23 protein-coding genes are annotated in these 23,030 nt (G+C 62.9%); 7 read left to right on the top strand and 16 right to left on the bottom strand.

Annotated features, from left to right (window positions below; genetic code table 11):
* Positions 1–648 precede the first annotated feature (648 nt).
* The 3 genes from AWB74_RS32315 to AWB74_RS32305 all read right to left on the bottom strand — a co-directional run bounded on the left by AWB74_RS32315 (position 649) and on the right by AWB74_RS32305 (position 4,342).
* Positions 649–1,998 carry an MFS transporter gene (locus tag AWB74_RS32315; RefSeq protein WP_061150680.1) on the bottom strand — a complete coding sequence of 450 codons (1,350 nt, stop codon included), beginning with the start codon at positions 1,996–1,998 and terminating at the stop codon, positions 649–651.
* Positions 1,999–2,029: 31 nt separating this feature from the next.
* On the bottom strand, positions 2,030–3,331 hold the full coding sequence (locus AWB74_RS32310) for a gallate dioxygenase (protein ID WP_061150679.1): 1,302 nt from the start codon (positions 3,329–3,331) through the stop codon (positions 2,030–2,032).
* A 225-nt stretch (positions 3,332–3,556) separates the two neighbouring features.
* Positions 3,557–4,342 (bottom strand): IclR family transcriptional regulator, encoded by a 786-nt coding sequence (locus AWB74_RS32305; protein WP_061150678.1) that lies wholly within the window; start codon positions 4,340–4,342, stop codon positions 3,557–3,559.
* 124 nt (positions 4,343–4,466) lie between these two features.
* On the opposite strand from AWB74_RS32305, the gene AWB74_RS32300 reads away from it, so the two are divergent.
* Entirely contained in the window at positions 4,467–5,810 is a 1,344-nt protein-coding gene (locus tag AWB74_RS32300; RefSeq protein ID WP_407642494.1) for an MFS transporter, read from the top strand.
* 4 nt (positions 5,811–5,814) lie between these two features.
* Complete coding sequence (locus AWB74_RS32295; RefSeq protein WP_061150676.1) at positions 5,815–6,261, top strand: type II 3-dehydroquinate dehydratase; 447 nt, start codon at positions 5,815–5,817, stop codon at positions 6,259–6,261.
* Positions 6,262–6,296: 35 nt separating this feature from the next.
* Here the strand turns inward: AWB74_RS32295 and AWB74_RS32290 are convergent, their stop codons facing one another.
* The 12 genes from AWB74_RS32290 to AWB74_RS32235 form a co-directional block, all read right to left on the bottom strand.
* Positions 6,297–7,139 carry an amidohydrolase family protein gene (locus AWB74_RS32290; protein ID WP_061150675.1) on the bottom strand — a complete coding sequence of 281 codons (843 nt, stop codon included), beginning with the start codon at positions 7,137–7,139 and terminating at the stop codon, positions 6,297–6,299.
* A gap of 55 nt (positions 7,140–7,194) precedes the next feature.
* Positions 7,195–8,100 carry a LysR family transcriptional regulator gene (locus tag AWB74_RS32285; RefSeq protein ID WP_061150674.1) on the bottom strand — a complete coding sequence of 302 codons (906 nt, stop codon included), beginning with the start codon at positions 8,098–8,100 and terminating at the stop codon, positions 7,195–7,197.
* Between the two features lie 75 nt (positions 8,101–8,175).
* The gene (gene aroQ / locus AWB74_RS32280) at positions 8,176–8,613 is read right to left on the bottom strand and encodes a type II 3-dehydroquinate dehydratase (RefSeq protein WP_061150698.1); all 438 of its coding nucleotides are present in this window, start codon (positions 8,611–8,613) and stop codon (positions 8,176–8,178) included.
* A 31-nt stretch (positions 8,614–8,644) separates the two neighbouring features.
* Positions 8,645–9,478, bottom strand: a complete 834-nt coding sequence (aroE, locus tag AWB74_RS32275; protein WP_061150673.1) for a shikimate dehydrogenase — start codon at positions 9,476–9,478, stop codon at positions 8,645–8,647.
* A complete protein-coding gene (locus AWB74_RS32270; protein ID WP_061150672.1) occupies positions 9,478–10,698 on the bottom strand; it encodes a CaiB/BaiF CoA transferase family protein in 1,221 nt (406 codons plus the stop codon). The genes aroE and AWB74_RS32270 overlap by 1 nt, the downstream gene beginning before the upstream one ends.
* Positions 10,698–11,159: a MaoC family dehydratase gene (locus AWB74_RS32265; RefSeq protein WP_061150671.1), complete on the bottom strand. Its 462-nt coding sequence runs from the start codon at positions 11,157–11,159 to the stop codon at positions 10,698–10,700. Before AWB74_RS32265 ends, AWB74_RS32270 begins: the two co-directional genes overlap by 1 nt.
* A gap of 2 nt (positions 11,160–11,161) precedes the next feature.
* The gene (locus AWB74_RS32260; protein ID WP_061150670.1) at positions 11,162–11,554 is read right to left on the bottom strand and encodes a VOC family protein; all 393 of its coding nucleotides are present in this window, start codon (positions 11,552–11,554) and stop codon (positions 11,162–11,164) included.
* Positions 11,551–12,501 carry a ketopantoate reductase family protein gene (locus tag AWB74_RS32255; RefSeq protein ID WP_061150669.1) on the bottom strand — a complete coding sequence of 317 codons (951 nt, stop codon included), beginning with the start codon at positions 12,499–12,501 and terminating at the stop codon, positions 11,551–11,553. The genes AWB74_RS32260 and AWB74_RS32255 overlap by 4 nt, the downstream gene beginning before the upstream one ends.
* Positions 12,502–12,609: 108 nt before the next feature.
* Positions 12,610–14,667 (bottom strand): ATP-binding protein, encoded by a 2,058-nt coding sequence (locus AWB74_RS32250; RefSeq protein ID WP_061150668.1) that lies wholly within the window; start codon positions 14,665–14,667, stop codon positions 12,610–12,612.
* A 6-nt stretch (positions 14,668–14,673) separates the two neighbouring features.
* Positions 14,674–16,173 (bottom strand): ATPase domain-containing protein, encoded by a 1,500-nt coding sequence (locus tag AWB74_RS32245; RefSeq protein ID WP_061150667.1) that lies wholly within the window; start codon positions 16,171–16,173, stop codon positions 14,674–14,676.
* Positions 16,163–16,525: a HigA family addiction module antitoxin gene (locus AWB74_RS32240; protein WP_087039324.1), complete on the bottom strand. Its 363-nt coding sequence runs from the start codon at positions 16,523–16,525 to the stop codon at positions 16,163–16,165. The genes AWB74_RS32245 and AWB74_RS32240 overlap by 11 nt, the downstream gene beginning before the upstream one ends.
* 93 nt (positions 16,526–16,618) lie before the next feature.
* Positions 16,619–17,398, bottom strand: a complete 780-nt coding sequence (locus AWB74_RS32235) for a Fic family protein (protein WP_061150666.1) — start codon at positions 17,396–17,398, stop codon at positions 16,619–16,621.
* A gap of 126 nt (positions 17,399–17,524) precedes the next feature.
* Between AWB74_RS32235 and AWB74_RS32230 the strand changes: the two genes are divergently transcribed.
* On the top strand, positions 17,525–18,124 hold the full coding sequence (locus AWB74_RS32230) for a hemerythrin domain-containing protein (RefSeq protein WP_061150665.1): 600 nt from the start codon (positions 17,525–17,527) through the stop codon (positions 18,122–18,124).
* A 51-nt stretch (positions 18,125–18,175) separates the two neighbouring features.
* Here the strand turns inward: AWB74_RS32230 and AWB74_RS32225 are convergent, their stop codons facing one another.
* Positions 18,176–18,871, bottom strand: a complete 696-nt coding sequence (locus AWB74_RS32225) for a CBS domain-containing protein (protein ID WP_061150697.1) — start codon at positions 18,869–18,871, stop codon at positions 18,176–18,178.
* Positions 18,872–19,130: 259 nt separating this feature from the next.
* Here AWB74_RS32225 and AWB74_RS32220 point away from each other — a divergent pair, with 259 nt between their 5' ends.
* The 4 genes from AWB74_RS32220 to AWB74_RS32205 all read left to right on the top strand — a co-directional run bounded on the left by AWB74_RS32220 (position 19,131) and on the right by AWB74_RS32205 (position 22,824).
* The gene (locus tag AWB74_RS32220) at positions 19,131–20,237 is read left to right on the top strand and encodes a PAS domain-containing sensor histidine kinase (protein WP_061150664.1); all 1,107 of its coding nucleotides are present in this window, start codon (positions 19,131–19,133) and stop codon (positions 20,235–20,237) included.
* 70 nt (positions 20,238–20,307) lie between these two features.
* A complete protein-coding gene (locus AWB74_RS32215) occupies positions 20,308–20,808 on the top strand; it encodes a universal stress protein (RefSeq protein WP_061150663.1) in 501 nt (166 codons plus the stop codon).
* Between the two features lie 19 nt (positions 20,809–20,827).
* The gene (locus tag AWB74_RS32210) at positions 20,828–22,174 is read left to right on the top strand and encodes a PAS domain-containing sensor histidine kinase (RefSeq protein WP_200822062.1); all 1,347 of its coding nucleotides are present in this window, start codon (positions 20,828–20,830) and stop codon (positions 22,172–22,174) included.
* Positions 22,171–22,824, top strand: coding sequence for a response regulator (locus AWB74_RS32205; RefSeq protein WP_061150662.1), 654 nt, complete (start codon positions 22,171–22,173; stop codon positions 22,822–22,824). The genes AWB74_RS32210 and AWB74_RS32205 overlap by 4 nt, the downstream gene beginning before the upstream one ends.
* Positions 22,825–23,030 lie beyond the last annotated feature (206 nt).

The raw sequence follows: 23,030 nt of genomic DNA, 5'->3' as shown, positions 1-23,030 counted from the left end.
GGTTTCTTAGTGGTCTATTTGCTCTGCCCCTATGCGGGGCGGCAGTCACTTTCTTTGCTGCTGCAAAGAAAGTAACCAAAGAAACAGCTATCCCCAGCCTGAGCACTTCATGCCGGCCGCGGCACAGAACTACTCTCGTGGTCCGCTGTAGCGAGTGCCCTCAAAAAACTCAAGCGGCTTGGACCGCGCACGGTCTGACTCATCGCGCCGCTTAGTTTGCTGGTTCAGCCCTTGCAAGCTCCAGCCCGCTTCGCGGCCGACCGGTCAATCGGGTTTGCGTGTGCGCGCATATTTGCTACGCCCACCGTTGGTTTCCCTTGCATACTCGACGGCAGCGCGCAGCGCTGTGCCGATGCTATTTCGTGCTGAACCAGTGCCCTTTGCGCACTAGCTTGTCAGACCGTGTGCGATCCAAGCCCGGTTCAACCATGGGGGCACTCGCTACTCCGGGTTCCATTCAGCCAATCGCCTGTGCCGCGGCCGGTGTGAGGCACTTTGGATGGGAAAAGCTGCTTTCTTTGGTGACTTTCTTTGCAGCAGCAAAGAAAGTTACCCCCGCCCCGGGGAGGGGCAACGCTAATAAACCAACACCAATACGGGATCCGGCGAAAACCAAAAAAACCAAAAAACCCAAAAAAAACCAAAACCCTAATGCGCGATATGAGCCCGCGCCTGGGCCTCCTCCCCCCGCCTGCGCTGCGCCACAAGAATGGAAACAGCCGCAAGCGTCGCAGGCACAGCAAGCATCGCGAGGATCGCACCAAACTCCCAACCGAGCCCCAGCAACGCGCCCCCAATCGCCGAACCGAAGATACTGCCGAAGCGCCCCATACCAAGCATCCAGCTCACACCGGTCGCACGCGCAACCGTCGGATAGCGTCCCGGCGCGAACGCATTGAGCCCCGTCTGCGCGCCGCTCATGCAGAAGCCCGCCGCAAACACGAGCACCGCCAGCGACGACGACAACGCGCCGATCCACGCCAGCCCGAGCACACACACCGCGCCGCCGAGATACGCCGCGCTGATGACCGGCGCCGGACGCGTCTTGTCCATAACGAAGCCGACGATGATCGCGCCAATAGTGCCGCCGATCTGGAACATCGCCGTGATGTTCGCCGCCGCGGTGACTGTGAGGCCCGCGTCCTTCATCAGCGTCGGCAGCCAGCCAGTCAGCAGATAGATCACGAGCAGACCCATGAAATACGTGACCCACAGCGCCGCCGTCATCAGGCCATAACCTTGCGCGAACAACACGCCAATGGGTTTCTTCGTCGGCAACGGCGGTTCGTTCGATACGAACGTCTCGTTACCGTCGAAGCGCGCGCCGCACACGCGGCCCAGCACCTTGCCGATGCGTTGCGACGTCGCGCCGCGCACCGCGAGCAGACGCGCCGATTCGGGCAGCAGCCAGATTTGCAGAGGAATCAGCGCGAGCGGCAAAGCGCCGCCGAAGATCAGCACCGAGCGCCAGCCATGCACCGGAATCAGCCAGCCCGCGACGAAGCCGATCAGCGCCGAGCCTAGATTGAAGCCGGTGAACATGACCGTGATCAGCAGCGCGCGCTTGCGTTGCGGCGCGTATTCGGAGAGCAGCGTCGTCGTGTTGGGCATCGCGGCGCCGAGGCCGATGCCGGTCAACAGACGCAGCGCCGCCATGCTCGCAGGCGAATTCGTGAACGCGGTCGCGATCGTGAAGACGCCGAAGAGAAACACCGATGTAATCAGCACCCACTTGCGTCCGATGCGATCCGAAGCCGGCCCTGCCGCCAATGCGCCGATCACGAGGCCGATCGGCGCCGCGCTCATCACGAGCCCGAACGCGGGCCGCGAAATATGCCAGTCTGCGATGATCGATGGCGCAACGAAGCCCATGATCGCGACGTCCATGCCGTCGGCCATCACGACCAGAAAGCACAGCGCGACCAGCAGCCACTGGTACGCGGAAATGGGCCGCTCGTCGATGAAGCCCTTGATATCGATGGTTTTACCGCTGTTCATGTGTTGTCCCCTGTCCCCTGTCTCTGTCGTATTACTTCTTGGCTTCTTCCGCCTTGTCCCAGTCGAGCTTGCCGCCGCTCTTGCCGGCCACCGAATACAGCGCGCCCGGTGCATTGCGTGTCTTCTGGAATTCTTCGAGCGTTTCGCCGCGCATGGCGGCATAGATATGCAGATTCGATACGCCCGTCACCGCGCCGAGCTTTTCGAGCATGAAGAAGATCACGCCGTAGTGAAGCAGGCCGCGCCAGTCGCGTCGGCGAATGAGATCGCGTTCTTCATCGCTCAGGCCGAAGGCTTCGTAGCTCGCTTCTTCATCGGCCTTGAATGCCTCGCGATGCGCAGGCTCGACCATGCGATGCAGATAATCGTTGATGCGATATGCACGCACGGCCGTTTCGATCGAGAACGGATACGTGCCTTCGAGCTTCTCGACATCGGTGAGCTGCACGGCCATCTTCTGGCGATGACGCTCGGCGATCGCGGGCTTGGTCTCGCTGTCCTCGCCTTCGTAGATCGCGGTCGCGATGCCCGCCATCGACGGCAGGTAATAGCTGCGATGCTTGCACACGACATTGCTCGACAACGCGCCGCGCATCGTGAGCCACATGATCACTTCGGCGCCTTCGTAGCCGCCGAGCGCCGCGTATTCGGCGATGGTCATGTCCGCGAGCTGCTCGGGATCGCGCTCGAAGAGATCGAGGAAGCGCGCATCCCATTGCGTGTTGTTGAAGCCCGAACGTTCGCCATGGACCTGATGCGAGAGTCCGCCCGTCGCGAGAATCGCGACCTTGATATCTTCCGGATAGCTTTCGATGGCGCGGCGCAGCGCCTGACCGAGCTTGAAGAATCGGCGCGCGCTCGGCACGGGCAATTGCAGCACGCCCATTTGCAAAGGCACGAGCTTGATGGGCCATTCGGGCTTGTGCGGGCACAGCATCGACAGCGGCGAGAAGCAGCCGTGATCGAGGGCCTTGTTCTGGAAGAACGACATGTCGAATTCATCGGTCATCAGCGACGTGCCGATGTGCGCGGCCAGCGCGGGATGACCCTTGACCGGCGGCAGATCGCGTGCGCCGCCGCCTTCGTCCGCGACGCGCCATTCGGGGCCGACGCCCAGCGCGAACGCGGAGTAGTGATCGAAAAAGAACGACGTGACGTGGTCGTTATAGATCGTCACGACGACATCGGGCTGCTTCTCCGCGAGCCAGTTCGCGAGCGGCGCGAAGTTCTCGAAGATCGGCGCCCAGACGGGATCGTCGCGCTTGTTCTTGTCGAACGCGAAACCGATCGTCGGCGTATGCGAGGCGGCGATGCCTCCGATGATTCGTGCCATGTGCGCTGCTCCTTGCTCTCGGGAAACTGATGCCGAAGAGTAGGAGGAAGGCCGCGCAGCGGGTACTACGTGTTAACCAGAGCTTTTGCTTTCTGAATGGGGTTCCGATGGCCGCGAAGCCTGATGGGAAGCGGCAGAGCGCGTCATCGGCGCAAGCGGCTCACGCGTTATGCCGATAAACAAAACTGATGGCGCGTGAAACAGGACGCAAAATTGCCCCAAAGCTCATCCCTTGCCGAGCGGCGGCCGGGTCGGAAACCCGGCCATATTGCTCAACTGGGCCAGTTCACTGGCCGCCTCGCGCAGCAGCGCAGAGTACGCGTGAATCTTCTCGGCCGTCAGCCGTACCCGCGGACCAGCCAGGCTGATGACGCCGACGCAGCGCGAGCCGCTGACCACGGGTGCCGCCACCGCGGACATGCGTGGCGCGAACACCTCGTCGATCATCGCGTAACCGCGCACGCGCGCAGCGTGCAGGAAACCAAGCAGCGCTTTTAGCGTCGTCGGCGCATTGGGTCCGAACTCGTTCGGCTGTCCGAAGTCCTGCTTCAACACGAGCGCAGCTGCCTGTTCATCGGTCATCGTCATGAGCCACGCGTGTCCGGTCGACGTGCACGAGAGCCGTGCCGCCTGGCCCATGTCGGGATCGTAGCGAAAGCCGGTGCGCTGCCCGTCCGCCTTGCCCACCCAGATGATTGCTTCGCCGTCGACCAGCGAAAGGCGCGCCAGTTCGCCAGTCTGAGCCGCGACGCGTTCGATGATCGGCTGGGCGATATCCGCGATGCCGGTCAGACTCAGGAATTCGAGTCCGTTCGACGTCATGCGCATGGTCAGGATGTAGCGGCTGTGATCGACGAGCTGCCTGACGTAGCCGCTATCGACGAGTTCGGCGAGCACACGATGGCACGTACTGCGAGGCAAGTTCAGCGCGTCGGCGATGGCCAGGAGGCCCGCGCCCTCACCTTGCGACGCGAGGAAATCGAGAATTCTTAGACCGTTCTTTAACGACATGTCGGGCGAATTTTCGTGATGTGAAATGCAGTTCCGGTGCGGAACGCCCCGCTTTTGCAGGGCAAACAATAGCACCTGTTCGTCGCCAGAAACGAACTCAACACATCGAAAATCAGGAGACACCATGTCAGTGATTGCTGACTCAGACACCTCAGTGGGAACACGGTCCGCGCAGGCTCAGTCGATGGCGCGTCGCGCGGTGGCGGGCGCCACCGTCGGCACGGCGCTGGAGTGGTTCGACTTCGCGTTGTACGGCGTGGTCGCGGCCACGATCTTCCCGAAGCTGTTTTTCCCTTCGCTCGACCCGACCGCTTCGCTGCTCGCTTCGCTGGCGAGTTTCTGGGCCGGACTGGCCGCCCGACCGCTCGGCGCGGTGATCTGCGGCATGCTCGGCGATCGTTGGGGACGCCGCAACCTCATGCTGATCACGGTCTCGGTGATGGGCGCGTCGTCGTTCCTGATGGGACTGCTGCCGACCTATCAGCAAGTCGGCATCCTGGCGCCGACGCTACTGGTTTCGCTGCGCATCATCCAGGGCTTTGCGCTCGGCGGCGAATCGACGGGCGCACAGTTGATGGCCGTCGAGCATGCGTCCGCTGCACGACGCGGGTGGTATTCGGGCCTGCTCGGCATCTGCTCGCCGCTCAGCCAGATCCTCGCCAATTTCGCCTTGTTCGCGTTGTCAGCCCTGCTCTCGGCGGACGACTTCGAATCTTTCGGATGGAGAATCCCGTTCCTCGCGAGCTTCGTGCTCGTGCTGCTGGGCATCTATATCCGCATGAAAGTCAGCGAGACGCCGGCCTTCGAAGCGCTCAAGAAGAAGGGCGAAGGCGCACGCGCAGCCAATCCGCTCGGCATCGTCTTCAAGTTCCACTGGCGTACTGCGTTGCGCCTGACGCTGTTCTTCTGCGGCCCGGCTGCGCTCTTCTATCTGATCGTGGTCTTCTCGCTCAGCTATCTGACGAAGAACCTCGGCGTACCCAAACAGACCGGCTTCATGTTGTTGATGGTCGCCAATGTCTGCGCCATCGCTGGCGCGCTCTTGGGCGGATATCTGAGCGACCGGATCGGACGCAAGCGTGCGCTGCTCATCGGCTCGTTCTGCACGCTGGTCTGCTGCCTGATCTACTTTCCGATCCTCAACCAGCACTCGATCGGCATGGCGATGGCCGTGATGGGCGCCTTCCTCGGCTTCACGCAGTTTCAGAGCGGCATCCAGCCGGTGTGGTTCGCGGAGTCCTTTCCGACCGAAGCGCGCTATACGGGTTCCGCCCTGTCGTACTCGGGCGCCAACCTGCTTACCGGCGGGCCGATGCCCATCGTCGCGGTGGCGCTGCTCAACGCCTTTCATGGTTCGCCGTGGGCCATCGTCGTGGTCTGCGGCTCGTTGAACCTGCTCTCCTTCATCATGATCGCGACGTCTAGGGAAACCAAAGGCACGGCCCTCGAACGTAGCGCTACACATTAAAACCATGACTCGCAAACTCTACATTCTCAATGGCTCCAACCTGAACATGCTGGGCGTCAGGGAGCCGCACCTCTATGGCAGCACCACCCTGAAGGACATCGAGCAGAACTGTCTCGCGCTGGCCGAGACCCTCAGGTTCGACTGCGTATTCCGTCAGACCAACAGCGAAAGCGTGCTCATCGACTCGATCCAGGAAGCATTCATGCAGGACGCAGCGCTGATCATCAATCCGGCCGGGTTTTCGTTCGGACGGATTCCGGTACTCGACGCAGTCAAGCTGATTCGCAGGCCGGTAGTGGAAGTGCATATCACGAACATTCACCGGCGCTCCGAGGAATACCGTCACTCGACGATCTCGGTAGCGGCCACCGCGGTGATCTGCGGGGCCGGCGCGAACGGCTACTCGCTGGCGATCCGCGCGGTCGATGATCTCTGGGGCGACCAGAGCTGAGCCTGCTTTTGAATCCTCGAAGCACGCGGGCTCCGTCAGGAGTCCGCTATCGCATCGAAACCGAAGAGGCGTCGCGGCGTCTCCCACTGAATCTGTCGCCTGGTCTGTGGGTCCGGAAAGATTCTCTCGAACAGCGTCAGCAATGGGCCATAGTCCAGTCGCTCGGTTGCCCGCAAGAACGGCCAGTCGGAGCCCCAGACGCAATGCTGCGGCCCGAAGACCCGAAGCAATGTGTGCGCATATTGCCAGGTGTCCTCGTAGGGATAAGCGTTGCCTGAGTATTTTTGCCAGCCAGAAAGCTTGACGGTCGTGCGTCCGTTGTCGGCAAGACGCAGAAGCGCATCGAAACCGGCCTGACCGACTCCCGCATGTGTTCGAGGCCGCCCGCAGTGATCGATCGCAAGCGTGGCTGCCTGCTTGTCGAGCCACGGCTGGAGCGCGAGCATCTGATCCTCGATGACCTGAACCTGAGCGATCATGCCTAGGTCCGCGAGCATGTCGAAGAGCGCACCGGCGCCGAGCACGGCTTCGACGCCTTCCATCGCCGGATTGAACGCGACTCCCACGACGCCTGCGCGTTTCAGCGAAACGAGTTCGCCCCGCGTAATGTCGTTGTCGACGACGGCGATGCCACGAAAGCGGCCTTCGTAACTAGCGATCGCATCGAGAAGACATCGATTGTCGGTGCGGTATCCGCTCGTCGGTCCGACCAGCAACGCATGTCGCACGCCATAAGCATTCAGCACTTGCACGAACTGCGCGGCCGTGCCGATTTCCTGTCCTTCGGGCCGATAAACCGTGTCATCGCGATAGGGGAAGCGCACGGGGTCGAATATATGGCAATGGCAGTCGATCTTGTCTTCTTCGAAAACGCTCATTCCGGCAGGCTCCTCTGAGGGCAGTCAAGTTGAATCATGCGCGGCGAGTTTCCGCCTAGCTCCTGCCCGAGAACAGATCGGCCACCACCGAGCGAAGCCAGCGATTACCGGCTTCGTGATGATACTTCGCGTGCCAATGCTGCCGCACCGCGAATTTATCGACTGGAAACGGGCACGAATGGACCGCGATGTCATTCACTCTCGCCAGCGTCTCCCCGATATTGCGCGGCAACGTGGCGATGAGATCGGTCGATTTGATGATCGATCCCAGTCCGAGCATTCCCGGTAGCTCGAGCACGACATCGCGTTCGATGTCCTCGCGCAACAGCGCTTGCTCCAGCAGTTGCGCACCCGTGCCAGCCGCGATGATCACGTGCCCTTCGCTGCGATACTGCTTGAGCGTCAGCCTGGCGCGCACGCGCGGATGGTTCGGATTGGCGAGGCATACCCAATCCTGCATATAGAGCTGCTGCTGATACATTCCGCTGCCGAGCCAGGGCACATGGCCGATCGCCAGATCGGCCTCGCCGGATTCGAGCGCGCGCTCCGTGTTTCCGTCGATCCTTGCGGCTTCCAGCCGAATCCCTGGCGCCTGAGCGCGCACGTGGGCCAGCATCCGTGGAAGAAGCGTGATGTGACTCGCGTCGGTCATGCAAATGCGAAACCTTCGTTTCGCTGTGCCTGGATCGAAGGAGATTTCCCACGCAGCGAAGCGACGAAGCGACTCCAGAATCTCCCGACATGGCCCGATCAGCGCGTCTGCCTGAGGCGTCGGCGTCATCCCGCCCGGCGTGCGGACGAACAACGGGTCCTGTAAGTGCTCTCGCAGACGCCCCAGCCAGATGCTCACGGTTGGCTGGCTCTGCCCGAGCTGCTCGGCCGCTCGCGTGACGCTGCGCACGTCATACAACAGATCGAAGAGCTGTAGCAGTTTCAAGTCGGGCAGTTCGGACGTGGACATGGCTGTATTGGCGATTGCAATATCCGCATTGTAGTCATTGCATCGCTTATCGCTGTCTATGAACCGCCCGCAGGATCAACCAGCGGCCGACACAGCCGCGCGAAGTCCGAGCGAATAGCTATCGATACCGAAGCCGCAAATCTGCCCCTTCACGATTTCCGCGAACACCGACTTGTGGCGAAAGCCTTCACGCGCGTGAATGTTCGACATATGAATCTCGACCACGGGCACAGTCAAGATCGCCAGCGCATCGCGGATGCCGTAGCTGTAATGCGTCCATGCGCCGGCATTGATCAGCACGCCATCGACGTTATCGAGGAAAGCCTGATGGATGCGCAGACACATGTCGCCTTCACTGTTCGTCTGATAGCTTTCGACCTCGACGCCCAGTTCCCTGCCTAGCGTTTGCAGTCGAGCGTCGATGTCGTCGAGCGTCGCCGTTCCGTATTGAACGGGGTCGCGTTTGCCGAACATGTTGTGGTTGATTCCGTGCAGCATGAGAAACGTTTTCATCATTTCAATGTTCAATTTGAAGTCGCAGGCGTCAATCGAGCGGAACGGTTAAACGGTCGATGACCGCGCGCGTCTGCGGACGCACGCCCCGCCACCACGCGAACGCTTCGGCGGCCTGCTCGACCAGCATGCCGACGCCGTCGGCGATACCTTGCACGCCCGCATTACGAGCGAGCCGCAGAAAAGGCGTGAGCCCCTTTCCGTACGCAAGCTCATAAGCCGTTCCACGTGCATCGAAGACGCTCGGCGGAACCGGTGGCAATTGCCCGGTCAGGCTCGCTGACGTCGCGTTCACGACGAGATCGAACTGTCCCATCGATTCGAGTTCCGCATAGCCGCAGGCCTTCAACGAGCCGCCCGCGGCGACCTGCTCGACGAGCGCCTTCGCTTTGTCCGCATGCCGGTTCGCGACGACGAGTTCCGCAGGCCGCGCCGCGATGAACGGCAGCAATGCGCCGCGCACCGCGCCGCCTGCGCCGAGAATCAGCACGCGCTTGCCCGCCATCGGCTGCTGCAGATTCACTTCGATATCGCGCACGAGGCCGACACCATCGAAGTTTTCGGCGATGACGCGCCCGTTCTCGAACTTCATCGCGTTGACCGCGCCCGCGAGCGCCGCGCGTTCGCTGCGTTCATCGGCCATCGCGAAAGCCTGCAGCTTGAACGGCGCGGTGACGTTCATGCCCTTGCCGCCTTCAGCGATGAAGCATCTGACCGTATCCGCGAAGGCTTCCGCCGGATCGAGCGGCCCCTCGATCGCAACGTACGTCATGTCCTGCCCGGTTTCCTGCGCGAACGCGCCGTGGATCAGCGGCGACTTCGTGTGCCCGATCGGATTGCCGATCACCGCGTACTGGTCGCTCATCACGCGCTCCGTTTCGAGAACAGCACACCCTCGGTCTGCATCGCGTCGATCTCGGCCGCGCTGAAGCCCAGCGATTGCGCGACTTCGGCGTTGTGCTGACCGAGATCGGGCCCGACTTCACGAATCGACGTATCGCAGTCCGAGAAGCGGAACGGCAGATTCGGCAGCCGCAGCTTTCCGAAGCGCGGATGCTCCTGCTCGATCACCATGCCGCGCGCAATGATCTGCGGATCGGCGACGACTTCATCGATGCGCTGAACCTTGGCGCAAGGGACATCGACACTGTCGAGCAATGAAAGAACCTCGGCAACCGAGCGGCCCGCGACCCACGGCTTCACGACCGACAGGATGGCTTCCCGGTTCGCGTTGCGTCCGTTCAGGTTATGGAACCGCGCATCGGCGCCGAAACCGGCCGGGCCGCCGTGCTGCTCGATGAGCGTGGCGAAGCGCTTCCATGAATCATCGACTTGCGCGGCAATGACGAGATCGCCGTCGGCGGCGCGGAACACGCCGTACAACGTCGATGTCGGCATATCGTGACCGGTCTGTTCGGGAACGACGCCTTGCATCGTGTAGCACTGCACCGCGTATTCGTGCATCGATACCAGCGTGTCGTACAGCGCCATATCGATGTGCTGGCCGCGTCCGCTCTTCACGCGGCCGAGCAGCGCGGCGTTGATCGCGGCGACCGCGTGAATGCCGGTGTACATATCGCCGAGCGAGATGCGCATGAGCGGCGGCGGTTCGCCCGGATTGCCGATCATCTGCATGATGCCGCTCTTCGCTTCGGCGATGAGGCCGAAGCCCGCGCGATGCGCATCAGGACCGGTGTGTCCGTAGGCCGAGATCGAGCAATAGACGAGGCCCGGATTGCGTTCCGACAACGCGGCATAGCCGAGGCCGAGCTTGTCCAGCGCGCCGGGCCGATAGTTCTCGATGAACACGTCGGCGGAATCGCAAAGACGCTGCATGAACGCCTTGCCGCGCGGGTCCTTCATATCGACGCTCACGCCGCGCTTGCCCATGTTGAGCTGCAGGAAGTAGGCGCTTTGCTGGTCGTCGAGCACCGTGGCGTGCTGGCGCCCTGCGTCGCCGCTGCCGGGACGCTCGACCTTGATGACTTCCGCGCCGAGCGCGGCGAGGCATCGGCCAACGTATGGACCTGCGAGAAAGTGGCTGTAATCGACGACGCGAATTCCTTCGAGGGGACGAGCTTGCATCAGTTCGCTCCCGGTCGGCGCGGGATCATCAGACGATGCTCGCCACGTTGCACGACTTCACCGCTCTGATTAATCAACTCCGACGGCAGCACGACGATGCCCCAGTCCGGCTTGCTCTTGCTTGCACGCATCGCGCCGACGCGGAACTTCACATGCAGCACGTCATTGACCTTGATGGGCAGCAGAAAGTCCCACGTCCAGCCGAGCGACATGCCCGGCAGGAAACGATAGTCGCTCTGCGTCTTCAGGCCATCGGCGATCGACAATCCGAACAGACCGTGCGCCACGATCGAGCCGAAATGACTCGCGTTGGCATAGTCCTCGTCGACATGCACCGGCGTGTGATCGCCCGTGAGATCGGCGTAGGCCAGGATGCGTTCTTTCGTGACCGTATAAGTCGGGCTCACGCACACGTCGCCTTCCTGCGCGTCGTCCCAGTATCTATCGATGATGGTGCTCATGCTCACGCCTCCGCGCGTGGATTGATTGCCAGCGCCTGTGCGACGCACGTGGCCGGTCTGGCCTGAATGAGTTCGACGGCGAGCCCGTCGGGCAGACGCAGCCAGTTGCGCCCTTGCGGCATTGCTGTGACGTCGAACGCCTGCGCGGCAGCGATAGCAGCTTCGAGGTCTTCGCACATCACGCCGAGATGCGCGAGCCGGCCTTCGGGGCCTTCGAAACGCGGCTCGCTGATGAATTGCAGACCGCCCATCGTCCAATATTGGCGCGGCGCGTCGAGCGTGCCGTCGACTTCGCGCAGGGTCATGCCGAGCACTTCTTCGAAGAAGCGGATATGCCAGTGGATGTCTTTCACCCAGATCGCGACGTGCTCCAGATAGGCTTTCGGCGCGCTCATGCCGCGGCTCCTTCCTTTTGACGATCCGTCATCGCGCGCTCGATGCCCTTGATGCACGCGACGAGCGTCGAGTTCACCGGCGTCGGCACACCGAGGCGTGCGCCCCAACGCACCACCGCGCCATTGATGAAGTCGACTTCGGTGACCGAAGATTTTTCGAGGCTTTGCAGCATCGAGGTCTTGAATTGTGCGGACAGTCCATCGGCGGCCATATTCCAGGCGTCTTCCGCATTCGTGATGGACAGCGTGACGCCGGCTGCTTTCGCTGCGGCCATCGCTTCTTCGATGGCGGCAAGCGACGTCGCTTTCAGGATCGGCTCGTCGTAGAGTTGCCCGTAGGTGAGGCGCGTGATACCCGTGATAGCGCCCGTCGCCACGTTGATGAGCAGCTTGTCCCACATCGTGCCGAGAATGTTGTCGCTGACCGTGGTCGACAGACCGGCGCTGTTGAACGCCTCCGCGATGGCCTGCGCGCGGCTCGTGACCCGGCCGTCGAGCTCGCCGATGATCGTGAGCTTTCCGGTGACGCCGGACTGGATATGGCCGGGCGCACGCAGCACGCCGCCCACATATGTTTTCCCGGCGAGCACGCGCTCACGTCCGACGATTTCGCTCAACACGTCTTCGTGACCGAGGCCGTTCTGCAGGGAAAGCACGACCGTTTCCGGGCCGACGAGATCGAGCGCGCTGCGCATCGCCGAATCGGTGTGAAAAGACTTGACCAGCACGATCACGACATCGACCGGGCCGACTTCGGCCGGATTCATCGTCGCGCGGACTTTGACACGGCGCGTGCCGCGTTCGTCATCGACCTGAAGGCCGTCGCGGGACATGGCCTCGACGTGCGCGGCGAACCGGTCGACGAGCCACGTCTCGTGGCCCCCTTCGGTGAGAGCGGAACCGATGGCACAACCCAGCGCTCCGGCCCCCAGAAATGCGATCTTCATTGGCGTCTCCTTGGATGGAGACGAAGATACGGCTCTGAGCACATGCTGGCAATGCAATGGCTTTAATAGCCACATTGCATTTCGCAATACTGGGTGGACACACCGGATTTAACGTCCGGGCGACACTGCCTTGCTGATTTCCGTCAGGAGCTGACTTTGTTGATACGGCTTGCGAAGTCGCGGCAGGTCCGCTTCCGCCAACTCGGGCAACTCTGCATAGCCGGTCGCGAGTATGACGGGTAGTGCGGGTCGGAGCGCGCGCGCGGCGATGGCCAACTCGACGCCTGTCATTCGGGGCATCGAGAAATCGGTGAGAAGGACATCGACTCTCGTGCCGCTGCGCAGAATTTCGAGCGCGGCTTCTCCGGAGTTTGCCTCTATCACGACCTGTCCGAGGTCTTGCAGGAGATACGACGTGCTCGTCGCGATGAGCGGGTCATCGTCGACCACCAGTATGGTGGCCCGCATGCTGGGCGCGTCGGTCGAGGCGTCGTCCGGCAGATGCTCTCCGACTTCTGCGTGCGCAACCTTGTCGCCCGTTGCCGGCAGCCAGAGCGACGCGCACGTGCCCTTTCCGATCGTGCTCTCGAGACGCAGCGCCCCTTGAAGCTGGCGCGCCAGGCCGTGGATCATCGAGAGGCCGAGTCCGGTTCCCTTGCCGACCTCCTTCGTGGTGAAGAACGGTTCGGTGGCCTTGGCGAGCGTCGCGGCGTCCATGCCCGTGCCGTTGTCGCTCACTGTCACCCGAACATAGTCGCCCTCGGCCAGTTCGCCGTCACCTGACGAACGCGCGGTATCGACATTGATATTGATCGTTCCGCCATCGGGCAACGCGTCGCGCGCGTTGACGACGAGGTTCAGGATGGCGAGCTCGACCTGATTTGCATCGACCATCGTGTACGGGACGTCATCAACCGTGTCGATCGACAAATGGACCATCGAACTGATCGATCTTTCCAACAGGTCGGTCATGCCGTACACCAGCGCGGACATCTGGACCGGTTCGACCTTGAGCACCTGCTGCCGGGCGAAGGCGAGCAGCCGTTGCGTCAGCGCGGCCCCGCGCTGTGCGCCCCTGAGCGCGCCTTCCACCAGACGCCCGACGCGCTCCTGCGGCGGCACGTCCTTTCGCACGAGTTCCAGATTCGCCATGATGGCCATCAGGAGATTGTTGAAGTCGTGCGCGATGCCGCCCGTCAACTGGCCGATCATCTCGAGTTTCTGGACCTGTCGCAGCAGCTTTTCCGTATGTTCGCGCTGGCTGATTTCGTCGAGCACCGTTTGATGGGCGTGCTCGAGTTGCGCCGTGCGCTCCAGCACTTTGACTTCGAGCGATTCATTGATCCGCCGTAGCTGATCTTCGGATGTCTTGCGCGAGGTGATGTCCGACGATACGCCGACGAGCTGCGAGATGTGATTCTGCTCGTCGCGGACGATACGCGCCCTGATATCCACCCAATGCACCGTTCCGTTCGGCCAGACATTGCGGTATTCGATGGCATAGTCGCAACCGCTTTCGATGCTGTGCCTCACGGCCTCCTGCATGCGCGCCCGGTCGTCCGGATGAACGCTCGCCCGAAGCTCCTCATACGTGAAGCTGTCATGCTCGCCGCGGCCGAAGATCGCCTTGCAGGTCGTCGATGCAGCCAGCGTCGATGTGGTCAGATCCAGGTTCCACGAGCCGAGTTGTCCTGCGGTCAGCGCCGTGCGCAGACGCGCCTCGCCTTCGTGCAGCTCGCGAATCCTGGCCCGTGCCTCGAACTGGCGACGCCGGCCACGCACGGCAGTCTCGACCACGCTCACGAATGTCGTCGGGTGAAAAGGCCGCTCGATGAAGGTGACATTGCCGAGCGCCTGCGTCAGCCGTTCAGCCATGGGCCTTCGGTCGGCGCCGCCCGTGCGCCGCGTCAGGATGACGAACGGAAGGTCCGACCAGGGCGGTTGCGCCGACACCCATTCGGCCAGCACCGCAAGGTCCACTCCGTTCAGTGCTTCATCGGCGACGATCACGCAACACACATCGTCTTTCAGTTTCGCACGGAGCTGCCGAACGTCCGCGCAGGCAGCCGATTCGATGCGGGTCGCTTCCAGAAGCGCTTGCGCGACGGCAAAATCACGGCCCGAAGGCGTGAGAAGGAGGACCGGGCATGGATCGGTGCCAGACATCGGTGCTCAGCCTTCGTTCGATGAAAGTAGCGGCGACGAATTGCCGACGAACGTGGGCACACCGCGCAGCACGCCCTGGAATTCTTCCAGCGGCGCTCCGAGCACGAGCCCGGTAGAACCGATGCGGAACTCGCGAATCGATTCCTCGTGGGGTCCCGTGCGCTTCTTGATGACCGAGACGGCGCGCCGGACGCGCCCGAGCGCCTCGAAGTAGCGAAGCAGAATGACCGTGTCGGCGAGATAGGTCACGTCGACCGGCGCTTTCATGTCGCCGACCAGGCCGTGCTGTGCGACGGTGAGAAACGTGTTTGCGCCCTGCCGGTTCAGATACTGCAACAACTCATGCACATGCAGCACCAGCGCGTTCTCTTCGGGCATGGCGGCCTGGTAGCCGTTCAGGCTGTCGATGACGACCGTCTTCGCGCGCGCATGGTCAACGCTCGTGCGAACGCGATGAGCGAACTCACCCGGAGACAGCTCGGCGGCGTCGACCTGTTCGATATGCAGGCTGCCTGAGTCTCTCATCGCTTCAAGGTCGATGCCCATGATGCGAACGCGATCGAACAGCAGCCCGAGTTCCTCGTCGAACACGAAGAGCGCCGCCTTCTCGCCGCGCCTGACGGCGGCGACGACGAACTGGAGCGCGAACAGGCTCTTTCCGGTACCTGCGGGTCCGAGAATGAGCGTGCTCGATCCCTGTTCGACACCACCGCCCAGCAGTGCGTCCAGTTCGGCCACGTCGCTCGTCATCTGAGTGCGGTCGAAGCTCGTGCGATGCTCGCCGGCAACGAGCCTTGGAAATACCGACACGCCGCCGCGCCGAATGGCGAAATCGTGATATCCGCCGCGAAATTGCTGACCGCGATACTTGAGCACCTTCAGCCGACGTCGCTCCGCCCCATATTGCGGCGACAACTCTTCGAGCTTGATGACGCCATGCGCGACGCTATGGACCGTCTTGTCGGCGGCCTCGGAGGTCAGGTCATCCAGCAGCAGCACGGTCGCATCGCGACCCGCGAAGTAATGCTTGAATGCGAGAATCTGCCGACGGTAGCGCAGAGAACTTTGCGCGAGCAAACGGATTTCGGAAAGACTGTCGATGACGACCCGCTTTGGCCTGACGCGCTCGAACTCACCGAGAATCATCTGCGTCGTTTCACCCAGTTCGAGGTCCGACGAATAGAGGAGCGTCTGTTGCTGATCGGCGTCGAGCAGGCTTTCAGACGGGCTCACTTCGAAGATATTGATCTCTTTGCCAAGGCCCCAGCCGTGCGACAAGGCGCCGTTGCGCAATTCCGACGCCGTTTCCGAGAGCGTGAAATACAAACACGGCTCACCTAGCTTTGCACCGGCGATCAGAAAGCTGAGTGCAATCGTTGTTTTGCCTGTGCCGGGACTTCCTTCGAGCAGGAATACATTGCCCCGGCTCAAGCCGCCGACAAGAATGTCATCGAGTCCGGATACGCCCGTGCGGGCATATTGAGTCGTTACGGCATCAGCGTCCATCGAGCGCTCCGAGTTGCTTCATTGCCAAATGAGAAAGCCGGTACTTTGGAATATGGGGAAGCGCATCAGCCAGCGATACGCGAGCCTGACGAAGATCATGCGCGCATTGCAGTTCCAGCCAGAACATTGCCGAAATTCCGCACAGCGCTTCCAGCCGGACAGCCATTTCTGGCGTGATGCCCGCTCGCGCGTCGAAGATACGGTGTAGCGTCTGACGAGACACGCCCAGATCCCGCGCCGCCTGACTCACCGAGAGGTCGAGGCGCGGGAGCACGAAATCGCGGAGAAGCCCTCCGGGATGGTGCGCCTTGCGAAGTTGCCGGGATACCTGAACGGGAGGCGCAGCGATCATGTGAGGTTCATCCTTCGGCCTGGGTGTAACCTGTTTCGTGACAGTGCCAAGCTTATCATGAAGCCGGAACGGGACGCTTTCGGTCGATGACCATCACGGCGCATCGCGAGGCGCGCGGCCCACACGTAATCCAAGCGCATCGAAGTAGATGTCGAATGACCGCTGAACCAATCCGGCGATCAACCGCGCAATGCCCCGGTAGTCGTTGCTCACGCAAGCATCGTCCAGCGAGTCGCAATACGCTGCGCGATCCTCGTTCCGGATAAGGGCCGGGGGATAACCCGATCTCATCAACTCGACATTCAGAAGCAGCCGTCCTGTCCTGCCGTTTCCATCCATGAACGGATGGATTCTCACAAACCGCGTATGGAGTTCCGCCGCGCGCGCGACAGGATGCAAGTTCCCTGCCCTCGCGTGCCACTCGACGAGCGCAGCCAGTTCGGCCGGCAGGTCCAGAAAATCCGGCGGCGTCGTGCGCGCGCCGGCGATCGCCACGTTCACATGCCGATAGCGACAGGCTTCCTCACCAACCTCGCCCTTTATAACGACGTTGTGGATGTTCCGCATTTGCCACGCCGACAGTGGCTCGTTCTTCGCAACGATCTCTTCGAGGTAAGTCATCGCATCGCGACGGCCTATAGCCTCGCAGTGCTGCGGCAGAGACTTGCCGCCCATCGTCATCTCGTCGAGCACGATCCGGGTCTCGCACAGCGGGAGCGTGTGCCGCTCGACCGCATTCGCATCGGGCATCCATTCCAGCCTCAGCCTTTTCTGCAACGAAGCCAGGGCCGGAGGTGAAAGCGGACGCACCGCGTCCAGTTTCGCCTTGTCGGCATCGAGCGCTGCCAGTGTTCGTTGCAGAGACGAGTCCATCGCTCTCCGATCCCATCCGAGTCGCGCTGCACGACTGACTGATCCAGATCAACCAGCCGCTTTTCTGTGCGTGAGAGACTCGATCTCACATGTCCAATCAGCGAACCGTTCACTTCGGAGACCGCAATGAACGACACGACAGAACACACCGCGATTCATATCATCGCACTGGATCACCAACGGCTTTCCGCCGTCACGAGGGCCATGCTCGACTTCGTCCGTGCGCTCTCCGAAGGCGGTCCCGCGCCCGATCCGATCGTGTTTCGCGCAATGCTGTACTACATCCGAGAATATCCGGATCAACTCCATCATCCACTGGAAGATCTATATCTCTTCGCCACATTGCAACATCGCACTCACGAGTTTGATGATGTACTCGACAAGCTGCAAGGCGAGCACATCGAAGGCGATAAGCGCCTGCGCGATCTCGAGCATGCGCTCACGCGCTTCGAACTAAAGGGAAACGTGGCGTTGCCGGGCCTGAGATCATCGATGGAAAAATACGTCGCTTTCTGCGCGAATCACCGACGAATCGAAGACACCGTGATCCTGCCTGCCGCCGAGCGCTTTCTGTCCGAGCGCGACTGGGCGCAGATCGATGCCGCATTCGCACATTACTGGGATCCGTTCAGCGAAGCCACGTTCGAAGGCGAAAGTCTCGACAACCTGTATCGGCTGATCGCCAATGCCGTGCCGGCGCTGGGCACCATAAAGCAGCACGCATGAAGCATCGAGCGTGCTGCTAGCTTCCTGATCGCCTGACGATCCATTATTCCTTCACAGCCCCGGCATGATCGGATAGGGAATCGTGTGATCGACCACGCGCTTCACGCCGGGAATGCTTTCCGACGCGATCCGCATCGCATCGAGCTGATCGCCGGACCACACCGTGCCCCACAGATGCACGATGCCATCGCGAACGACGATATCGCGTCCGGGGAACGCCCAGCCACGCCCCGCGAGATCGCCCATCAGCATGGCGCGGATTTCGGCATCGCTTGCGAGCGCATCCGGCGCGGACTCGACCACGAGCGACGATGCCAGCGCCTGCACCAGATTCGACCGGCTGACGATGCCGACGAGCCGCCCGTCGCGCAGCACCGGCACGCGCTTGATGTGATGGCTTTCGAGCACCGCGGCGATCTCGGCGAGCGACGTGTCCTCGTTCACGCAGACAGGATCGCGAGTCATGATCTCGCCGACCGTGCGCGCATGCGACTTGATGTAGTCGGCCGCGCCGCCGTCGGAAAGAATGTCGAGCCACCACGCGCGACGATTCGCCCGCTTCTCGGTGCCGATCTCTTCGCGACGAAGCAGATCGCCCTCGCTGATGACGCCGACGACATGCCCGTCCGTGTCGACGACCGGCGCCGCGCTGATACGGTGCTGCACGAGCAGGCGCGCCAGTTCATGAATCGTCGTTTCGGGCGTCACGGAAACGACGCTGGAAGTCATTACGTCACGTGCTTGCATCACATACTCCGGATGGTTGAAATGTTGATCGCGGTCGTCTGCTCCGGACTCGCCGGAGCACGGCTTCACTTTACGGACGTTCGCCATTTTTTCGATTGACCTGAGTCAAACGCCGCGAATTGGCCGCCCTGCGCTAATGTCGCAGCGCGCATGACGGATTTTTTTCCTGCGACTAAACTGGGACGCACAAAAAGGCGGCGGCGCTTCGAAGCCAGCCGCATGACAGAAACGTTGCCAGTCCTGCCACCGGAGAAACCCGATGCGCACGCCAAGCGGACCGTCCGGACATCCCGCCGACGCACCGCCCCTGCAATCCGACGCGCATTTCCGCCTTCTCGTCGAATCCGTCGAGGACTACGCGATCTTCCTGCTGGACGCGCACGGCCATGTCGCGACATGGAACAACGGCGCGCGGCGCATCAAGGGCTATGACGCGCAGGACATCATCGGCCGGCATTTTTCCGTCTTCTATCCGCCGGAAGACATCGCTGCGGGCAAGCCGCAAAAGGAACTGGCGGCTGCGGCCAGCGCGGGCCGTGTCGAGGATGAAGGCTGGCGCGTTCGCCGCGATTCGACGCGTTTCTGGGCCAACGTCGTCATCACCGCGCTGCGCGACGCAAAGGGCGATCTGATCGGCTTCGCGAAGGTCACGCGCGACATGACCGACCGCCTGCGCCTCGCCGAACTGCAGCATGCGCAGGAATTGTCCGCGCACGTGCAGACGGCGCTGGAAAACGAGCGCGCATCGATCGCGCGGGAGTTGCACGACGATCTCGGTCAGCAGCTCGCCGCGCTCAAGATGCAGGTCGCCGATCTCGATTCGAACGCCGCCGCCGACGGCTTCGCGCGCCACGCGCTGACGCAGACGCACGCGATAGCGACGCAGATCGACACGGTCATCGCGTCGGTCCGGCGTATCGCGGCGGGGCTGCGTCCCCCGGTGCTCGACGATCTCGGCCTCTTCGCCGCAATCGACTGGCTCGTCAGCGATTTTCGCCGCCGGTACGGTATCCGCATCGATCTCGACATCGCGGGCGAGGAGGTCGAATTCGGCGCGGCCGCGTCCACATCGATATTCCGTGTCGCGCAGGAAGCGCTCACCAACATCGTGCGGCACGCGCACGCGAGCGAAGTGCGTATCGCCATCGCGTGCACGGCGGGGCGCTGCACGTTGTCCATCGAAGACGACGGGCGCGGCGCAAGCCTGGACCAGCCGCGCGCGGCCAACGCGTTCGGTCTGCTCGGCATGGGCGAGCGCGTGCGGCAACTGGGCGGCGTCATCGCGTTTCGCAGTGCACCGGGCGACGGCTTTCGCATCGACGTCGACATGCCGCTCGACGGGCTCGTCGAACGCACATCGGGTTGATCTGAGTCAACGGCGTCCGAAGCGGATTGCCGCATCGTCTATCAACGCTGTCCGGCCAAAGGGGTCCGCCATGTATAGCCGCATACTCGCGCCGATCGACGGCAGCGTGACGTCCGCGCATGCCTTCGACGAGGCGCTGAAGATCGCTCGCGCCGGCAACGCGGTTCTGCAGGCGCTCTATGTCGTCGATCTCCATCCGGTCGCCTATGACGCCACCGCCGCGTTCTATCCCGACATACGCCGCACGCTGCTCGAAGAAGGCCGCCGCCTGACCTCGGAAGCGGTCCAGCGCATGGCGCGCGAGGGCGTATCCGGCGCGCCGCGCATCGCCGAGCTTTCGCTGACGGGCGACGACATCGCCGCGTGCATCGCGCAGTGCGCGGAGGATTTCGGCGCCGGACTCGTGGTGATGGGCACGCATGGGCGTCGCGGCTTGCGGCGGCTCGTGCTGGGCAGCGTCGCCGAGGGCTTCATGCGGATCGCGCGCTGTCCGGTCCTGCTCGTGCCGGGACGCGAGGCCGAGGAGCGCGCGCTGGAAGCGCCGCAGGCGGCGAACACGCCTGCCGACTGAGCGCCCGCCGCATGCCGCCATGATCCCCGACGAAAGCGCGGCGGCAAGTCACCTCGCAGCGCAGCGCCGCGCGCTCACGCATGCGACGCTCGCAGCGGCGCTGCTTTTCGCGCTGTGGTGGGCCGGCATGTCCTACCTTTTTTCCGTCTGCACGCTTCACGCGTCCATGACAGGCCTGCTGATCGCGGGCGGCGCCGCGTTCGCGATGCCGCTCGCAGCGCTCGTCTTCATGCTGTCGAGACAAGGCGCCGTGCCCGCGGCGCAGTTTCGCAAGCAGGCCGTCATGAGCCAGGCGCGGCTCGACGGCATCATCCGCGCGACGACGGAAGCCGTCATCACGATCGACGCCGCGCAGCGCATCGTCATGTTCAATCCGATGGCCGAGCGCATCTTCCGTTGCGCGGCGCACGACGCCATCGGCGCGCCGCTCGCGCGCTTCATTCCCGAGCGCTATCGCGCGGCGCACGCGGAGCAAGTGCAGCGCTTCGGCGAGACGGGCGTCTCGGACCGCCGGATGGGCGGCCGGCAGCGCGCGCTGTACGGCCTGCGCGCGGATGGGGAGGAGTTTCCGGTGGAAGCATCCATTTCACGGATCGACGACATCGACGGCAAGCTCTTTACGGTCATCCTGCGCGACGTCACCGAGCGCGTGCAGGCCGATGCGGCGCTGCGGCAATCGCGCGAGGAATTGCGCGCGCTCTCGGCCAATCTCCAGCAGGTGCGCGAAGAGGAGAAAAGCCGCATAGCGCGCGAGCTGCACGAAGACCTCGGGCAGACGCTTTCCGCGCTCAAAATGGACGTGTCCGCGCTGGAAACGCGGCTCGCGGCCCGCGTTCCGCTCGACGACGTCATCGCCGCGCAGTTGCTGCGCATGCGCCATGTCATCGACCGCAATATCGCGTCGATGCGGCGCATCGCGGCGCGCCAGCGGCCCGTCATGCTCGATGACCTCGGCCTCATCGCCGCGATCGACTGGCTCGTCGACGATTTCGTGCAGCATCACGGTATCGGCGTCACGCACGATGTCGACATCGGCGAGCTGGCGTTCAACGCGGACGCGGCGACCGCGGTTTTCCGTATCATCGAGGAGGCGCTCTCGAATGTCGCCCGTCACGCGCAGGCGAGCCGCGTCGAACTTTCGCTCGACGCGAACGACACGAACTGCGTGCTGCGGATCGCGGACGACGGCGTCGGCGCGTCGGCGTTGCCGGCGGGGAACGGCAAGTCGTTCGGTCTCATCGGCGTGCGCGAGCGCGCGAATGCGCTCGGCGGCCGCTTTTTCGTCGATTCGATGCCGGAAAACGGCTTCGTCCTCACTGTCGTCCTGCCGCGCGAGGCGGTGCGGGCAAAGGAATCGCAACCATGACGACGAAAGTGCTGATCGCCGACGACCACGCGCTCGTGCGCGACGGCCTGCGCCATATTCTCGCCAATGCGACCGGCTTCGACGTGGCCGGCGAAGCGTGCGACGGCCCGGGCACGCTCGCCCTCGCCCGCTCGACCGATGCCGACGTGCTCGTGCTCGACCTCACGATGCCGGGCCGCAGCGGACTCGAACTGCTCAGGCAGATCAGGGAAGAGAAGCCCGCGTTGCGCATCCTCGTGCTCACCATGCACGCGGAGCATCAGTACGCGACGCGCGCGTTCAAGGCGGGCGCCGCCGGCTATCTGACGAAGGAAAGCGCGAGCGCCGAGCTGGTCGCCGCGGTCAGTAAGGTCGCGGCGGGCGGCGTCTACGTGAGCCTCGCGATGGCCGAGCGTTTCGCGCAAAGCCTGACCGAGCCCGCGGATGCGCTGCCGCATCAGCGCCTGTCCGACCGCGAGTTCGAAGTGTTGCGGCGGCTGTGCGCGGGCGAGACCATCAACGATATCGGCGAGGCGCTGTGCGTGAGCGCGAAAACCATCAGCACGTACAAGGCGCGCGTGCTGGAAAAGATGCAGATGCCGCACGAAGCCGCGCTCGTGCGCTATGCCGTGCGCCACAAGCTCTTCGACGACGAGCACGGCGACGCCTGAAGCGCGCGCCTGTCAGGATTTCCCTACATGCCTTCGCCAATCCTTACCCGAGTTTCCACCCGCGCCGACATATTTTCGAGACAGCGTGGCGAATAATCGGCGTACGGATCGCCGCGCCGCGTATCGGCCTTCGTTGCAACCGGGTTACTCGCGCGCACCGGATTTCTGGAGGCACAAGCATGTCGTTTGCAAGCGAAGGAAATGTC

It is taken from the genome of Caballeronia arvi (assembly GCF_001544695.2).
In the GTDB taxonomy this organism is placed as follows: Bacteria; Pseudomonadota; Gammaproteobacteria; order Burkholderiales; family Burkholderiaceae; genus Caballeronia; species Caballeronia arvi.
This window is presented reverse-complemented; position numbering and strand designations above follow the sequence as displayed.

Excerpts from the sequence above, each read along its gene's own strand:
- aroE (WP_061150673.1), bottom strand. The coding sequence starts at position 9,478 with ATGAGCGACCAGTACGCGGTGATCGGCAATCCGATCGGGCACACGAAG.
- AWB74_RS32240 (WP_087039324.1), bottom strand. The coding sequence starts at position 16,525 with ATGATCGCTGCGCCTCCCGTTCAGGTATCCCGGCAACTTCGCAAGGCG.
- AWB74_RS32210 (WP_200822062.1), top strand. The coding sequence starts at position 20,828 with ATGATCCCCGACGAAAGCGCGGCGGCAAGTCACCTCGCAGCGCAGCGC.
- aroQ (WP_061150698.1), bottom strand. The coding sequence starts at position 8,613 with ATGAAAACGTTTCTCATGCTGCACGGAATCAACCACAACATGTTCGGC.
- AWB74_RS32250 (WP_061150668.1), bottom strand. The coding sequence starts at position 14,667 with ATGTCTGGCACCGATCCATGCCCGGTCCTCCTTCTCACGCCTTCGGGC.
- AWB74_RS32270 (WP_061150672.1), bottom strand. The coding sequence starts at position 10,698 with ATGCAAGCTCGTCCCCTCGAAGGAATTCGCGTCGTCGATTACAGCCAC.
- AWB74_RS32220 (WP_061150664.1), top strand. The coding sequence starts at position 19,131 with ATGCGCACGCCAAGCGGACCGTCCGGACATCCCGCCGACGCACCGCCC.
- AWB74_RS32215 (WP_061150663.1), top strand. The coding sequence starts at position 20,308 with ATGTATAGCCGCATACTCGCGCCGATCGACGGCAGCGTGACGTCCGCG.
- AWB74_RS32265 (WP_061150671.1), bottom strand. The coding sequence starts at position 11,159 with ATGAGCACCATCATCGATAGATACTGGGACGACGCGCAGGAAGGCGAC.
- AWB74_RS32255 (WP_061150669.1), bottom strand. The coding sequence starts at position 12,501 with ATGAAGATCGCATTTCTGGGGGCCGGAGCGCTGGGTTGTGCCATCGGT.
- AWB74_RS32305 (WP_061150678.1), bottom strand. The coding sequence starts at position 4,342 with ATGTCGTTAAAGAACGGTCTAAGAATTCTCGATTTCCTCGCGTCGCAA.
- AWB74_RS32205 (WP_061150662.1), top strand. The coding sequence starts at position 22,171 with ATGACGACGAAAGTGCTGATCGCCGACGACCACGCGCTCGTGCGCGAC.
- AWB74_RS32225 (WP_061150697.1), bottom strand. The coding sequence starts at position 18,871 with ATGCAAGCACGTGACGTAATGACTTCCAGCGTCGTTTCCGTGACGCCC.
- AWB74_RS32295 (WP_061150676.1), top strand. The coding sequence starts at position 5,815 with ATGACTCGCAAACTCTACATTCTCAATGGCTCCAACCTGAACATGCTG.
- AWB74_RS32290 (WP_061150675.1), bottom strand. The coding sequence starts at position 7,139 with ATGAGCGTTTTCGAAGAAGACAAGATCGACTGCCATTGCCATATATTC.
- AWB74_RS32235 (WP_061150666.1), bottom strand. The coding sequence starts at position 17,398 with ATGGACTCGTCTCTGCAACGAACACTGGCAGCGCTCGATGCCGACAAG.
- AWB74_RS32310 (WP_061150679.1), bottom strand. The coding sequence starts at position 3,331 with ATGGCACGAATCATCGGAGGCATCGCCGCCTCGCATACGCCGACGATC.
- AWB74_RS32245 (WP_061150667.1), bottom strand. The coding sequence starts at position 16,173 with ATGGACGCTGATGCCGTAACGACTCAATATGCCCGCACGGGCGTATCC.
- AWB74_RS32300 (WP_407642494.1), top strand. The coding sequence starts at position 4,467 with ATGTCAGTGATTGCTGACTCAGACACCTCAGTGGGAACACGGTCCGCG.
- AWB74_RS32285 (WP_061150674.1), bottom strand. The coding sequence starts at position 8,100 with ATGTCCACGTCCGAACTGCCCGACTTGAAACTGCTACAGCTCTTCGAT.
- AWB74_RS32260 (WP_061150670.1), bottom strand. The coding sequence starts at position 11,554 with ATGAGCGCGCCGAAAGCCTATCTGGAGCACGTCGCGATCTGGGTGAAA.
- AWB74_RS32230 (WP_061150665.1), top strand. The coding sequence starts at position 17,525 with ATGAACGACACGACAGAACACACCGCGATTCATATCATCGCACTGGAT.
- AWB74_RS32315 (WP_061150680.1), bottom strand. The coding sequence starts at position 1,998 with ATGAACAGCGGTAAAACCATCGATATCAAGGGCTTCATCGACGAGCGG.